The 14,877-nt window shown below is 70.2% G+C and carries 5 protein-coding genes; 2 read left to right on the top strand and 3 right to left on the bottom strand.

What is annotated here, in order from left to right; translation table 11 throughout:
- Window positions 1–92: 92 nt before the first annotated feature.
- Entirely contained in the window at window positions 93–1,877 is a 1,785-nt protein-coding gene (locus OJ997_RS00475) for a Vgb family protein (protein WP_270023008.1), read from the top strand.
- On the top strand, window positions 1,874–3,574 hold the full coding sequence (locus tag OJ997_RS00470) for a CHASE2 domain-containing protein (protein WP_270023007.1): 1,701 nt from the start codon (window positions 1,874–1,876) through the stop codon (window positions 3,572–3,574). The genes OJ997_RS00475 and OJ997_RS00470 overlap by 4 nt, the downstream gene beginning before the upstream one ends.
- Here the strand turns inward: OJ997_RS00470 and OJ997_RS00465 are convergent.
- The 3 genes from OJ997_RS00465 to OJ997_RS00455 all read right to left on the bottom strand — a co-directional run bounded on the left by OJ997_RS00465 (window position 3,571) and on the right by OJ997_RS00455 (window position 14,061).
- Window positions 3,571–4,290, bottom strand: a complete 720-nt coding sequence (locus tag OJ997_RS00465; RefSeq protein ID WP_270023006.1) for an alkaline phosphatase — start codon at window positions 4,288–4,290, stop codon at window positions 3,571–3,573. The genes OJ997_RS00470 and OJ997_RS00465 overlap by 4 nt on opposite strands.
- Window positions 4,291–4,606: 316 nt before the next feature.
- On the bottom strand, window positions 4,607–4,915 hold the full coding sequence (locus tag OJ997_RS00460) for a hypothetical protein (protein ID WP_270023005.1): 309 nt from the start codon (window positions 4,913–4,915) through the stop codon (window positions 4,607–4,609).
- A gap of 8 nt (window positions 4,916–4,923) precedes the next feature.
- Window positions 4,924–14,061, bottom strand: coding sequence for a polymorphic toxin-type HINT domain-containing protein (locus OJ997_RS00455; RefSeq protein ID WP_270023004.1), 9,138 nt, complete (start codon window positions 14,059–14,061; stop codon window positions 4,924–4,926).
- Between the last annotated feature and the right edge of the window lie 816 nt (window positions 14,062–14,877).

The following is a 14,877-nucleotide window of genomic DNA, read 5'->3' as shown; positions in this document are numbered from 1 at the left end:
GAAGGGTCCGGTACGGTCGAGGTCCCCACCACGCAAGGATTTCGCAGGGTCTCGATCGGCCGGAAAGACGTGTGACGGAGGGGTTTCCGACCATGAGACGCTTCCGCATGATCCTGCCGCTGATCGGGCTGCTGGCCGCGCTACCCGCTGCGGCCGGCGCGCAGGAGCGCGTGACGCCGATCCACGGGCTCGGCGAGGCGGCCAACGCGATCGTCGCCGGCGCCGACGGCGCGATGTGGGCCTCCCTGCCCGCCGACCCGGGCCGGATCGCCCGCATCACCACTGCGGGCACCGTCGTCTACGCGGGCGCGGGCGGGTTCGCCGGATTCCCCGCCAACCGGCAGCCGTCGGGGTTGACGAGCCACCGCGGCGCCGTCTGGTTCGCGCTGTCGGACGGCTCGTTCGCGCGGCTGCGGCCCGGCGCGGCCGTGACGACGTTCTCTCTGACGGCCGGGCGGCCGACGTCGCTGGCCTCCGGCGCCGACGGCGCGCTGTGGATGACGGTCGACGGCCCGGACGCGATCACCCGCTTCACGAGCGAGCCACTCGACGAGGTCACGTATCCGACCGGTGCCGATCCGCGCTCGATCGTTGCCGCGACGGACGGCGCCCTGTGGTTCGTCGAGGGCAGCCGGCTCGGGCGCATCACGCCTTCGGGCGCGCTCTCGTACCGGCCGGTCGCGGGGGCTTCGCCGGACGCGCTGGCGGCCGACGCCACGGGCGCGATCTGGTACGCGCAGGGTGCCGTCGTCCACCGGCTCGACGATGCGGCGGCGTACGACGTGGGTGCTCCCGTCGCGGCGCTGGCGTCCGGGCCGGACGGCGCGCTGTGGGCGGCCGTGGACGGCGGCGTGGCACGGATCGTCGCGGGCGAGGCGCCGACGTCCATTGCTCTCGAAGGCCGCGCGCGGGCGATCGCGGCCGGGCCCGACGCGCGCATGTGGGTCGCGCGCGACCGCGCGCCGTACGTGGTCAAGATCACGGTCCCGCCGACCGTGGGCGAGGTCTCGGTCGTGGACGGCGTGTTGTCGACGACGGTGCGCTCGCACGGCCTGGAAGCGCTGGCGGCCGCCGAGCTGCAGCAGGCCGACGGCACGTGGCGGGAGCTCTCGCGCGCGGACCTCTACGGCACGACGTCCCCGCGCACCGTGCAGTTGGCGCTCGGCGAGCTGGCCGCGGGCGTCGTGCGCGTGACCGTCACGAGCGCCGCGGGCCGCACGTCCTCGCGCCCGCTCACGCTCGAGGAGCCGCCGGTCGAGCCCGAGCCGACCGCCACGCCGATCCCCGTTCCCACCACGAGCCCGACGCCGGGCGCCACGCCGGCGCCGCCCCCGCCGCCCGCCGGCCCCGTCGAGGGCAAGAGCGTCGAGGTCGCGGTGGTGAGCGGCGTCGTGAGCTTCCGCGCCCCGGACGCGAAGACCTACACGCGGCTGACCGGCAAGGCGGTGCTCCCGCTCGGCGTGCTGCTGGACACCGAGTCCGGGCGGGTCCGCGTCGCCGCGCAGGTGGACGGCGCCACGCAGCAGGGCACGTTCAACGGCGGCAAGTTCAGCGTCACGCAGACCGCCACCGGCATGACCGAGCTGGCGCTCGCGGGCGCGCTCGAGTGCAGCGACCGCGAGCGGGGCGCGACCGCCTCGCGCGCGAAGAAAAAGAAGAAGCGCTCGCTGTGGGGCAAGGACAGCGGCGGCTCGTTCCGCACGCGCGGGAACGGCAGCGTCGCGACCGTCCGCGGCACCGAGTGGCGCACCGAGGACACCTGCGCGGGCACGACGATCTTCGTGCGCGAGGGCGCGGTGTCGGTGTGGCCCCGGCGCGGCGGTCGCTCCAAGCTCGTCCGCGCCGGCCAACGACTGTTCTCGCCTCGGCCCGGATGATCCGGCTGGCCAAGGTCCTTGGCGCGCTGGCCGCGCTGATCGCCCTCGTCGCCGCGCTCACGCCGCCGCTCGAGCGCGCGGAGCTGGCGACGGTCGACATGCGCTTCAGCGTGCGCGGGACCCAGGCGGTCGACGGCGTGGCGGTGGTGGGGATCGACGAGCGCTCGTTCAGCGAGCTCGACGAGCGGTGGCCGTTCCCGCGCACGCTGCACGCGCGGATGATCGACCGGCTGCGCGAGGCCGGCGTGCGCCAGATCGTCTACGACGTGCAGTTCACCGAGCCCGCCGAGGACCCGGACGAGGACCTCGCGCTCTATGACGCCGTGGCGCGGGGCGGACGGGTGATCCTCGCGACCGGCGAGGTCGACGACAACGGCGGCACGCGCGTGCTCGGCGGCGACGAGAACCTGGCCGAGGCGGGCGCCCGCGCCGCCGCGAGCACGTTCCCGACCGACCGCGGCGGCTCGATCCGCCGGTACGCGCGCGAGGACACCAAGCTGGCGACGATCCCCGCACTCGTGGGCTCGCGCTTCGGCTCCCCCATGCGGACGAGCCGCGCGCTGATCGACTTCCGCGGCCCGACCGGCACGATCCCGACTTACTCGTTCGCGGACGTGCTGAACGGGCAGCGCGACGATGCGCTGCGCGGGAAGATCGTCGTCGTCGGCGCGACCGCCCCGGCGCTGCACGACGTCCATTCCGTCTCCGCTCCCGGCGACCGGCCGATGCCCGGCGCCGAGATCCAGGCCAACGCGATCTGGACCGCGCTGCACGGCAACCCGCTGAGCACGATCCCGGGCTGGGTCGCGTTCGTGCTCGCGCTGGCGCTGGCGTCCGTCGCCGCGGTCGGCGTGCGGTTCCTCGGTCCGGGACGCGGCGCGGCCGTCGCCGTGGCCGCGGGCGTGGTCTACGCGCTCGCCGCGCAGGTCGCGTTCAACGCGGGGACCGTCATCACCGTCGCGGTGCCACTCGTCGCGCTGGCGCTCACGCTGGCGGTCTCCCTGCTCGCGCGCGCCGTCGCCGAGCGGTCCGCCCGCGCCCAGGTCAGCCGCTACAACACGGAGCTCGAAGCCGCCGTCCACGCGCGCACGAAGGACCTGGCCGCGACCCAGCTCGAGGTCGTGGCGCGTCTGGCCCGCGCCGCCGAGCTGCACGACGACGACACCGGCGAGCACATCGACCGCATGAGCCGGATGTGCGGCGAGGTCGCGCTCGAGCTCGGCCTCTCACCCACCCGTGCCGAGACGATCCGCTACGCCGCGGTCCTGCACGACGTCGGCAAGATCGGCGTGCCCGACGACATCCTGCGCAAGCCCGCCCGCCTCACCCACGACGAGATGACGACCATGCGCAAGCACGTCGTCGCCGGCGCGCTGCTGCTCGAAGGCTCGCCCTCCCCCGTCCTCCAGGTCGCCCAGATCATCGTCGACACCCACCACGAGCGCTGGGACGGCACGGGCTACCCGAACCGCCTCGCCGGCGACGCGATCCCGCTCGAAGGCCGGATCGCCGCCGTCTGCGACGTCTTCGACGCGCTCACCCACGAGCGCCCGTACAAGGCGGCGTGGAGCGTCGAGCGCGCCTGCGAGGAGATCGAGCGCTCGCGCGGAACGCACTTCGACCCGACGGTCGCCGACGCGCTGCTCACGGTCGTGCGCCGCAAGACGGGCGCCGGCGCCGTGCTGGCGGTCGACTAGCCGATGCGGATCGGGTCGCCGTCAGCGGTCTGCAGCGTGCCGTACGCCTTCGCCTCCCCCGGGCGCACGATCTGCGTCGCGTCACCGTGATCGGCCGTGACCACGATCAGCGTGTCCGGATGCGTGCGCTGATACTCGAGCAGGACCTCCAGGGCCTTGTCGGCTTCGCTGACCTGGCCGAGCGAGCCGCAGATGTTGCCGTCGTGCGCGCCCTTGCCGGTCTGCGCGCTCTCGACCTGCATGAAGAACCCGTTCGGGTTGTCGACGAGCTGGAGCGCCGTGCTCGTCATCTCCGCGAGCGTCGGTTCGTCGCCGCGGCTGTTCGGCAGGCGCCGGTACGTGATCGAGCCGCTGCCCGCCGCCGTCGCGATCAGCGGCTGATACTTCGTCGTCATGTAGCCACTCGCGAACAGGCCGAGCACCGGGCCGCCGGCGAGCGAGTCGATCGCGGCCAGCTGATGCCCCGTCCAGCAGCAACACCACGACGTTCCGCGGCTCGGCGTCGTCGAGCTGCGCAGCCACCTGCGGCGTCCGGTCGACCCGGTTCGCCCCCACCGCGAACGGCACCCTCCCAGCCGTCGCGCCCCAGCGAACCGCTGAAGGCGTTTTGAAGTTCTTAACGCAGAACCTAGGCGCTGTCGCGGACGGAACGCTACGCCGCTCCTACACGGCTTAGTCGTTCGGGGTCCTGGTGCGGTGGCGTGGCGTTGCGACACGCGCAAACGCGTCCTCTACGGACTCGACCTCCAGTTCTTCGGGCTCGTAGAACAGCGCGCGTGGCCCCGGCTCGACGGGCGTGTCGAGCCGGGCGAGATCCGCTTGGGCGCCGTTCACTTCAGCCGCAGCCGACCCGACGTGTCGAAGTTGTCGAAATCCGCGTACACGCCCGCATGCGGTTTGACGGCCGGCCCGGGCCATGATCCGGCGGGCACCCGTCCGTCGCCGAGCCCCGTGCTCGCGGTCGTCCACCGCGAGACGGGGCGCGGCGCGGTGCGAAGCTCGAGCCCGCGGCGCGCAACGGGCTCGGGCCTGCTAGAGCGGAAAGTCGGTTTCCCACGGAACGGTGAACGCGTCCGAGTCCACGCCCATCCGACTGAGAACCCTCAACACGTCGTCCAGCGACTCCGCGCCGACAGTTGACTCGTTCTGAATATCGCCGGGCGCTAGATAGGTGTTGACGCCGTCCAGCGCCGATGAAACCTCGAAGGAGACCACCGCGTAGCCGCCCTGGCTCCGAGCGATTACCTCGACCCAGCGACGAAGCGAGGGGTTTGACGGTGTCACTTCCGCTACGACGTTCTGGCTCAGCATCGTGAGTCGATTCTTGACCGCCTGCTTCACGTCTACTGTCACTCTCCGAAAAAGATCCGCACGATTGATGGGTTGCCTTCCTTGGTGTGCACTTGGAGATGTGGCGAGCTGTGCGGATCGTTCGGCCCGAAGTCCGTATCCCAATGATATGTACCTCGCTTGCTGCCGAGCACACGATTCGCCTCGGAGGGCTGCCATCCCGTGGTATTGCGGTAGCCGTCGCCTTGGTAGACGCGCAGGAAGAGCTCCTCAGCCTCGGAGCGGTTCCGCACGGTGACCTGGTCCGCTCCACGCTTGAGGCGGTTGGCCGCGCTCTTGACCTGGGGGTTGCTCCACGGAATGCAGTCGTCGTTGTGGACCAGGATCGAGGACCGGCCCACGAAGTACGTATGGAGCCCGTCGACCGTGAGGTTGTACGCGCCGGCACGACGCATCGTCTCGGCCCACAGGCCATCGACAACCAGGCGCTCGCCGGTCGCGGAGAGAACGAGATCGCCCGCGTCGACGTCGGCAGCCTTCTGCCAGGCCTGGTCGCTGACGTTCCAGAACGGGTGGTCCTCGGTCGTCGCGAGCGCCTCGCCGCCGACCACGAGGTCGATCAGCAGGTCGTCGTGCACCCAGACCGCCGTGACCCGCCGAGGACCTCGCTCACCCGTACGCGGGTCGAGGGCCATGACCGAGTCACCGACTTTGACCTCAGAGATCGGTCGCGTGGTCCCGTCGGCCATGAGCACGGGTGTCTCCCCCGCGAAGGACAGACGCCCGTTGCAATCCGGAGTGGTGTTCGACCGCTTGCGGGCCTTGTTGGCGTCATTGGCCTTGTCGACCGCGTCGTCGCCGCCGCCGAAGGCCTTCTTGCCGGCCCGCCAGGCGTCATCGCCGTACTTGCTGGCCAGGTGGCCGCCGAGCTTGCCACCGACCCGCCCGAGCGGGCCGCCCGCGAAGTTGCTGGCGATCTCGATCGGGTTGTCGCCGACGATGAACTTGATCCCGTCGAAGAAGGCCTTGCGACCGGCTGCGAGCTCGCGTTGCCGCTCGGCCGAGTAGATCGGGTAGACGCAGCCGACGGTGCAGCGAGCCTCCGGAACCGGCTTGCGCTCCGGCTGTGCCTGGCCGAGCGCGCCGCCGGCGTTCTGCGCGTTCTCGTTCGCCTTGTCCTTGTTGTACGCGTCTGCCGCGCTCCGGCCGTTGAACGTGTCGTGGCGTGCGGCCGTCTGCTGCGCGGTCTCCTCCGGGGCCTCCCCGCGCTTGCGCTGCGTGGTGCCGTCCGCGGACTGGATGATCGGCTGGGCGCCGCCCTCGCTGCCCGGCCCGTGGCCGTCGAACTCGACGCGGTTGACGGGGTTGCCGGCGCCAAACGCGTACCGCTCCTGCGTCAGCGGATCCGACTGCAACGCGAAGTCGCCGAGGGCGTCCTCGAAGCGGTCGGCGGTGGTGAAGCGACCGAAAGACGGCAGGTAGGCGCGCGCCTGCATGTCGTAGGTCTGCAGGCCGGAGTCGTAGTGGTGGCTCTGGAACCGGAACGGGTTCTCGCCGGCCTCCGGGCTCGGGGTGTCCTTGTCCTCCTGCTTGCCGTACGGGTCGAGGTCGTAGCGGTCGTTGGTGCCGATCGATCCGGCCGAGTCCTCGAGCCCGATCACGGTCCCGTTCGTCGGGTCGGTGAAGTAGCTGTGGTAGTCGTGCCCAGTGGTGCTGTCCGTCGCCTGGCCGATCCGACCGAAGTCGGAGTCGTAGTCGAAGGTCTGCGTCTTGCTGGTGCTGCTGCCCGGCTCTCGAGCCCAGGACAGCTGCTCGCCGAGGCCGATGTAGTTGAACTCGCGTGAGGTTCCGGTGTCGCAACCGCTGCCGTTCCAGCCGCACTCGTTCTCACGCCGGTCGAGACCGTCGTACTGGAACCGCTTGTCCGCGCCCGTGCCCTCCGTCACCGACAGGCGGCTGAAGCCGTCGTACTTGTAGCGGTTGCCGCCCGCGCAGGCATCGACATCGCCGAGGTCGTCGTCGGTGGACCCGATGCACCCCAGATTGCCTGCGGTGTCGTACTTGAAGTAACGCGTCTCGGGATCGTTCGGATTCTCGTCCGAGTCCTCGACGGTCGCCGAGGTCATGCGGTAGCCGGTGACGTCGAACTCGGTCTTGATCGAGTGGTTGTCCTCGCGTTCGTCGAGCTGCTCGAGGATCGCGCCGGCGCCGTTGACCTTGTACTTGACGGTCGAGCCCTCCATGGTCTCGCCGTCGACGGGGCGAGCGTCGACGCCGCGGGTCCACTTGACCAGCTGGTCGCGCGAGTTGTAGTCGTGGCGGTTGTAGTGCTCCTTGACGGTGTGGTTCGAGTTCCAGCGGTACTCGTCGACCCGGTTGCCGTTGGTGTCGTACTCGAAGAAGCGGTACCGGGTCTCGCTGTGCTCGCAGTCGCGCTCGTCGGCGTTGGTGGTCCGCTCGCGACCGGTGACGCGACCCTGGGTGTCGTAGTAGGTGCGCTGGCAGACCTCGCCGTTCTGGCGGATGATGTTGGCCTTGCGGCCTGAGGCCCACCATGTCGTCCGCGTGATGCGGTCCGGTTGATCCGGCGTGTCGACCGTCAGCTTGCGCTCGCGGCCGACGGAGTCGTACTCGAAGGTCGAGATCTTCCCACCCGAGTAGGAGCCGCCGCTGAGGTTGCCGTCGGTCCGACGAGCCGTGATGTTGCCGTCGGCGTCGTAGGTGAACTTCGTGTCCTTGTCGACCTCCCAGTCGTCGCCGGTCGACTCGTCGACCTGGTCGACCTCGATCCGGCGGTCAGCGTCGTCGTAGCTCGTGTGCGTCTCGCGGTCGTCATTGGTGTCGCGAACACGGATGACGGCGCGGTTGGCGTTGTAGCCGTAGCTGTAGCGGCGCGGGCCGGTGCTGTCGCCGGTCGCGACCCGCCGGAGCAGCAAGCCGTTGGGGTAGTAGGTCCGGCTCACGCTCCGCGGGCCCGCGGCGTCCCACTGGACCTGGTTGCCGCGCTTGTCGTAGTCGTAGGTGTACGCGCCGTCCTGCACCGACTCCGTGTCGGCCGGGTTGATCACGTGCGCGTCGGTCGACTCGCGGATCCAGCCGTTGTCGTAGTAGAAGTAGCCCGTCCGCGCGCGCTTGGCGGTGGAGTCCTTGTACGGCGCGTCGATGTACTCGACCCGGCCGCGGTCGTCACGTTCGATCCACTGCCGCCAGCGGTCGTTGTCGTCGGCGTCGCGGCCACCGACCGGCATCCAGGTGCGGATGAGGAGGTTGTCCTCGTCGAGGCTGTAGATCGTGGCGTGGTAGTTCGCCGATGTCGCCGGCGGGTTGTTGCCGGTCGGGGGGATCTCCGCGCCGTTGTCCGTCGTCAGCTCCGCGAGGGCGGCGCCGGGGTTGTCGAGGTCGATGTCCTCAGGATCGGGCGCGCCGGTGGGATTGACGACCCGGCGCAGGTTGCCGGCCAGGTCGTACTCCATGACGGTGACCGTCCGGTCGTCGAATGCGTCGTCGTCACCGTCCCCCGCGTGCTCGGTCCCCTGCATGACGATCCACGGCCGGCCGGCACCGTCGTAGCGACGCTCGGTGACCTGCGTCCGGAGACCACCGCCCGGCCCGCGCCGGGCCCCGGGCGCGGTCATCGTGATCTGATTGCCGTCGAGGTCGTAGGCGTACGACGTGCTGATGACCTGGTCGCTCTCGCCGGTGTAGTCCGCCTGCTGAACGGACGTCGCGACCTCGTCGAAGCGGGTGAAGGTCGACGTCGTCGCGAAGTCGCCCGCGGCGCAATCACGCGACGACGAGCTGTTGCCTCGCGGCGTGCGAACGCACGTCTGGTTGCCATTGGCGTCATACGCGTAGGTCGTGACGTGGTCGAGCGGATCGGTGACGCTCTCGAGGCGGTCGACCGGGTCGAACGTCCGCGTCGTCAGCTTGTGTCGCGCGTTCTCGTACACCGTCTGGTTGCCGTTCGCATCCCAGGTGGCCTCGGTCACCTCGTCCTCGAACGTGCTGGGTCCTGGCCCGGTCGGCGAGCCACCGTCCGGAGCGGCGCCCGGGGCTGTCCGCCGGTTCCAGCGGTCGAACTGGTCGAACTCGGTGACGGTCCGCTCGCCTTCGCCGTCCTCGGACATCACCAAGTTGCCGTTGCGGTCGTATCCGAGCTCGGTCGGGATCCGCACCGGGTCGTTGGCCGGCGTTGCCGAGTTGTCCGCCTTGTACGGGTATTCGACGCCCTTCACGCGATCCACGTCGTCGCGACGAAGGTCGATGACCTTGTTCGCCGCGTCGACGACGCTCTCGAGCCGCATCTCGGGGTCGTAGCGGAGCGTCGTCGCGCCGGCCATCGGCAGCAGCGACGGCAACGGCATCCCCGTCACCTTCCCGAAGTCACCGGGACCGCTCGGCAGGGCGGGCTGGTTGCCGTCGAACAGGATCCACTCGTCCGGGGTGCGCTCGCGCACCTCGGACGCCGCGCCGATCTCGACCGTCCACCAGCTCGGCCGGTCGGTCCAGCGCAGCTCGCCGGTGTCGTAGAAGCGGTTCGAGAAGTAGTGCGCGGGAGGCGCCGGCGATCCGCCCTCGTCGTTGCCCCGCGGATCCTTGATGTCGATCGGGTCGCCGACGGCGTTGCGGCCGTACTTGATCTTGGCCGCGCGCGCCGGAACCTGGCCTGGGGCTCGCGGCAACGTGACCGTCGCGACGTCGCCGTTGCGATCGTACGTGTAGCTCGTCTGGAAGTCGCCCTCCACACCGGTGCTGGCCACGCCGCGCGGTGAGATGACCGCCGTGACCTTGCCGTCGGCCCGGCGGGTGTACGCGGTCGTGCGCTGACCACCCCGGGTGGTCGAGATCACGTCGTCGTGGACGTCGTAGACATACGTGGTCGTGAACTCGGCGGCATTGCTGCCCAGCCCTGTCGGCGTCATGCCGCGCGGGGTGACCATGCTGGCGACGTTGTCGTTGGCGTCGTACGTCGTGTAGGTGCGGAGCTTCAGGCCTCCGCTCGTCTTCGGGTTCTCGATCGCGTCGGTTCGGTTGTCGACGAGGTCGTACCCGTAGGCCCACCGCTGCTTCGCGTTGTCCGCGGCGTTCGCCTTCGCGTCGCCGCTGGTGTTCGCGCGTGGATCGGCGATGCCGACGACGTTGTCGCGCCGGTCGTACGCGTAGGACGTGATGAGGTCCTTGCTGACGCTTCCGCGCTGTTGGCGCTGCTCGATCACCAGACGATCGATCGGGTCGTACTCGTACGCCGTGGCATGATCGCCGGCCACGCTCCCGGACTGGCTGCCCTCCGGCGAGGTGACGAGGATCAGGTTGTCGCGAGCGTCGTACTCATAGGCCGTCTCCTCAGCTGCGGGGTCCTCCTCACCGTAGTGGTTGACCTCCGGCGTGAGCTCCCGGGACACCGCGTCCATGGCGGTGAACACGCGAGTGGTGACCTTGCGTCGGCCGTCCGTCGAGTCGGTGGGGTTGCCGTTCGGGTCGTACGCCGTCGAGCGACGGATCCAGGTCTTGACCGGGCAGCCCTCGTCCTCGTCGTCGCTCGGGTCGGTGCACTTGGGCGCATAGGACTCGATGACGCGGTCGAACGGGTCGTACTCGAAGTACGTCGTGTATGGCTGCTCGGCGGCGAAGGAGGTGCCGCCGCGGGGGTCGATGACCGCGAGCAGGTTGCCGACGGGGTCGTAGCTGTAGCGCCAGGTGCCGTCGTAGGAGGTCTCGCCCCCGTTCTGGCGGGGATCGACGACGACCGTCGGCAGGCCGTTGGCGTCGTAGGCGGAGAAGCTGGTGCGGTTGTCGTGCTCGTCCTCCTCCCAGTTCACGAGGCCGTAGCTGCCGTAGTTGGTCTCCGACGAGGCCAGGCCGGCATAGGTGCGGCTCGTGACGTTGCCCTCGTTGTCGAGGCCGAACGTCACGGTCGGCAGGGCGAACTGCTGGAGGTTCGCGCGCGCCGGGCGGCGCATCGAGATCAGGTCGGTGACGTACTGCGTGCCGTCGTCGACACCGCCGTTCGTCGGGCCGGTCTCGGTCCCGAAGCGGTACTTGAGGGTGGTGACGCGGCTGAGCGGGTCGGTGATCGTCTCCGGATCGCCGAGGCGCGTGTACGTGATGTTGGTCTCGGCGGCCTGGTCGACGAAGTTCGCGGCGACCTTGTAGCGCGACATGTAGTTGTCGCTGCTCCAGTCCAGCTCGGTGAGCGTGCCGAGCTCGTCGGTGATCTCCTGGACGCGGCCGACGCTGTCGTAGCAGTAGACGGTGTCGACGCTGCCCGGGGCCGTGGCGCTGGTGCAGCTGTTGGTGCCGTAGTTGAACGTCGTCGCGTTGTTGCGACGGTTCGTGACCGCGGTGGCGCGCTGACCGACGCTCTTGACGCCGGCGAGCCCGGGCGCGGCGGCCGTCTCGTAGGTGAAGGTCGTGTCGTTGCCACGCGGGTCGACGACGCTTGCGAGCTGGCGGTTCACGCCCGAGCCCGCATACGTGAACGTGGTCGTGCGCACGTGCTCGGTGCTGGCCGGGCTGAGCACCTCGCCCTGCGTGAGGGTGGTCAGGTAGCCGGCGCTGTCGTAGCCGAAGTCGGTCACGCGGCCGGCGTGGTCGACGATCCGGGAGATCTTGTCCGGCCGTCCGCCGACCGAGCCGGTCAGCGCGTCGGTCGCCACCGAGGGATGCGAGCCGGTCGGGAGCGTCGGGCCGCTCTTGTAGCTGATCGTCAGCGAGCGAGCGGTCGCGGTGGTGCCGCCGTGCTGGACGCCGTACGGGTCGACGACCCGGACCACCCGCTTGGTGCACAGCAGCGTCGCCGCGGGAGTGCCGGAGCAGCTCGAGACCAGGCCCGTGACCTTGGAGTACTTCTCGTACTCGAAGCGGATCGTGTTGCCGTTGCGATCGGTGATGAACGTCTGGTAGCCGTCACTGTCGAAGAAGAAGGTCACGCCGTCGGGGCGGGTCGCCGCCCACTTGCGGGTCGCGTCGGAGCTGGAGTAGTCGCGCAGCTCGAGCTCCACACCCGCCGGCGGGGCGAACCGCGTCATCCGCGACGCGTCACGCACGAAGCGGTGCGCGGTGCCGTCCACGTCGACGAGCTCGATCACGGCGGGCTGGTCCAGGCTCGGACCGGAGATCCGCCGCAGCGGCTCGTTCAAACGCGTGAGGCCGGAGATGCCCAGCGAGAAGCCCGGTCCGACCTCGCCGTACGCGAGACCGCCGAGCCAGCGGCTCTGATTGACGCCTTGGCCGACCACGGCGGCTCCGCCGTCCTGGATCAGCGAGTTGACGTAGCCACCGCGGTCGAGCGAGTTGTAGGTGAGGTTCACGACACTCGACAGGCCACGGCCGGCGTTCACGATCGGCGTCGAGTGCCAGACGGCGTTGCCGTTGGCGACGTTCACGTGCGCGGCGGTGCCGGCGCCCGTCGGAGTGCTCTCGTAGGCGAAGTAGTTCTCCAGGCCGAGCTGCGCGCGGTTGATCGACTCCTCGTCGATCACGTAGACGTTGCGCGTCAGCGGCGAGGAGACGTTGCCCGCCGCGTCCTCGTAGCGGAACGTGACCGTGTGCAGCCCTTCCGAGTACGCGCTCGGCGTGAGCGAGAAGGTGTGCGCCTGCGACCCCGAGCAGCTGGGTGAGCACGAGAACGTCACCGGCGTCTGCGCGACGCCGTCGACGTCGATCAGCAGTCGCTTGATGCCCGAGCTGTTGGGACCGTCCTGGCCCCACACCTGCACCGACGCCGCGGGGTCGACCGGGTTGACCATCGCGCCCGTCGCGGTCACGGTCGGCGCCTGGGTGTCCATGAAGATCGTCCAGCTCGACGTGCTGGACACGTGCCCCGCCGCGTCGTAGGCGCGCAGGCCGAACGTCGCGCTGGTGCCCTGCGGGATCCCGCTCAGGCTGTAGTTGATCGAGGGCGACCAGGAGCCGGTGCAGGCGCCGGCCTCCGGCACACACGTGCGGTTGACGGTGTTGACGACGTTGCCGTCCTTGAGGACCTCGAGCTTGACCGGGCCGAGGCCGGCGTCGCTGATCGTGGCGGACGCGGTGCGAGTGGTCCCAGACCCGGTCGCGCCCGTGCTCACGCTGGAAAGGGTCGGAACCTCGGGATCGTCGAGCGTCAGCGTCGCCTCGCCCGTCTGCCAGCCGTCGTTAAGCGTCTCCGAGTTGTCTCGGCGCTGATCGACGCGGAACACGGCCTTCGTGCCCGAGAAGTAGCTGAGCGCGCTGGTCGGGGAATCACCCGCGACCGGCTCGTCGCAACTCGAGATCAGGCACACGTCGACCGGGACGTACTCGCCATACATGCCCTCGACGAGGACCGGCGGGACCGCCCACGTGCCGTTGCTCCGTCGCAGGCCAGCGTTGCTCTCGGAGTTCTCCGCGAGCATGTAGTCGACGGTCACGCCACCCTCGAGGCGGGTCACGTAGCCGGTTCCGGGCGGCGTGTACGTCCACTCCGCCCAGTCGCCGGCGCTGGTGTCGTTGTACGTGTTGATCTCGAGGTATGCGAGAGATGCATCCGACGCCCACACCCCCTGGTCGGCGTACGCCCAGTGCTCACTCGACGTGCCCGAAGCCAGCGTGTACGTCGTCGGATCGACCAACAACGGGTAGCGCAGGTCGCGGCCCTGATGGTCGACCGCGATCACGAGTTTGTCGCCGACCACGGTGCTCTTCACCGGCACCGGACGGCGATCCGCGTCGAACGCCACCACCGCGCTCGTCATCGCGACCGTCTTGCCGCCGCGGACCACGACGGCGGCGAGATCCGGGTCCTGCGAGCTGCGCAGGCTCAGCCCCGACTCGAGGCGGTAGTCGAGCACCAGGCGCTCCGGGCTGGCGGCGCTGCGCAGCGCCCACATGGCCTCGAGCCCGCCGCCGCGCGGCGCCAGCAGGTAGTCGGTGTCGCGAGCGACGTTGGCGAAGAAGACGGTCGCGTCCACGTGCCGGCCGGAGACATCGGCGGCCCCGTGCGGCGCGAAGCCCACGCCGGCTTCGACGAACGCCGCGCCGGCCGCCGCGGTCGCTCCGACGCGCACGTCGGCCGGCGCCTTCGCGAGCGAGAAGCCGCCGCGCCGATCGGTGCGCCAGCGTAGGTCGACCGGGTTCGCGGCGACCTTGACCGTCGGCAACGCCCGGCCGTCGGCGGCCCGCGTGGTCACGGGCCGGGCCAGCGAGAGCGGCGCGGCGGTGGTGGCCCGCGCGCTCATCAACGCACCGAACTCATCGCGCACCGCGGCGACCGCGCCCGTCGACGAGAGGCCCGCGTGCGCGGTCGCCGAGCCGGCTCGTACCGACGGCGAAGGTGGCGCCGAGGCTTGCGTCGACGCCGATCGGGTATCTGCCCCCTCCCACAGCGATCCGAGCGGCAACCCTGCAGCGACGAGCGCGCACAGGGCCGCCACCAGTGCGGTCGCGGCCACGGCGACGCCGGACGGTCCCTCGTCGACCGACCCGTATCCGGGCAGCCACCAGCGAACGACTCGACGCGCCGTAGAAGCGAACATCCCGTACCCGCTCTCTTGTGTGGGGCCCGCCGCAGGCTCCCCCGCGGCGACTCCGGCGGAACCCAACACCCGGGGCGGGAATCTGTCAACCGCTCACGAGCTGCTCACCATGGAAATGTCCGCGCCCGAACACTGCTCGAAAGTCAGGTTTGAAGTCGAGGCGGATGGGTACCCGGTCGGACACAACTGGGGTGGGCTCCGCCTGCCTCGAGCGTCACCTTCGGGACGCCGTACGCGGTCGGGCCGAGAGGTGATCGGCTAGGTTGTCCACGTCGAGTGTTGACGCGCTGTGGCGCGTCTACTCAACGGGTCATGGCAATTCAAGCGCCGCACTCGGCCGCCGGCCGGGCGTGCTGGGCAAAGGTTGACGATTCGTACCCGCTCTCCCTTTCCCTCGCCCCGGCCGGCACTCGGCTCACCGACCATAGACCCGCGACGGCTTTCGGGTGTGACGAAGCTGGCGCGGCGATGCCGTCAGGCATCGCCGCTGAAAGGGAAACTTCGGTTCTCACGTGCGCG

Origin of the sequence: Solirubrobacter phytolaccae (assembly GCF_027587195.1) — a bacterium.
GTDB lineage: Bacteria > Actinomycetota > Thermoleophilia > Solirubrobacterales > Solirubrobacteraceae > Solirubrobacter > Solirubrobacter phytolaccae.
This window is presented reverse-complemented; position numbering and strand designations above follow the sequence as displayed.

What these genes read in the sequence shown, in the direction of transcription:
- OJ997_RS00475 (WP_270023008.1), top strand. Translation starts at nt 93, where the DNA reads ATGAGACGCTTCCGCATGATCCTGCCGCTGATCGGGCTGCTGGCCGCG.
- OJ997_RS00455 (WP_270023004.1), bottom strand. Translation starts at nt 14,061, where the DNA reads ATGAGCGCGCGGGCCACCACCGCCGCGCCGCTCTCGCTGGCCCGGCCC.
- OJ997_RS00470 (WP_270023007.1), top strand. Translation starts at nt 1,874, where the DNA reads ATGATCCGGCTGGCCAAGGTCCTTGGCGCGCTGGCCGCGCTGATCGCC.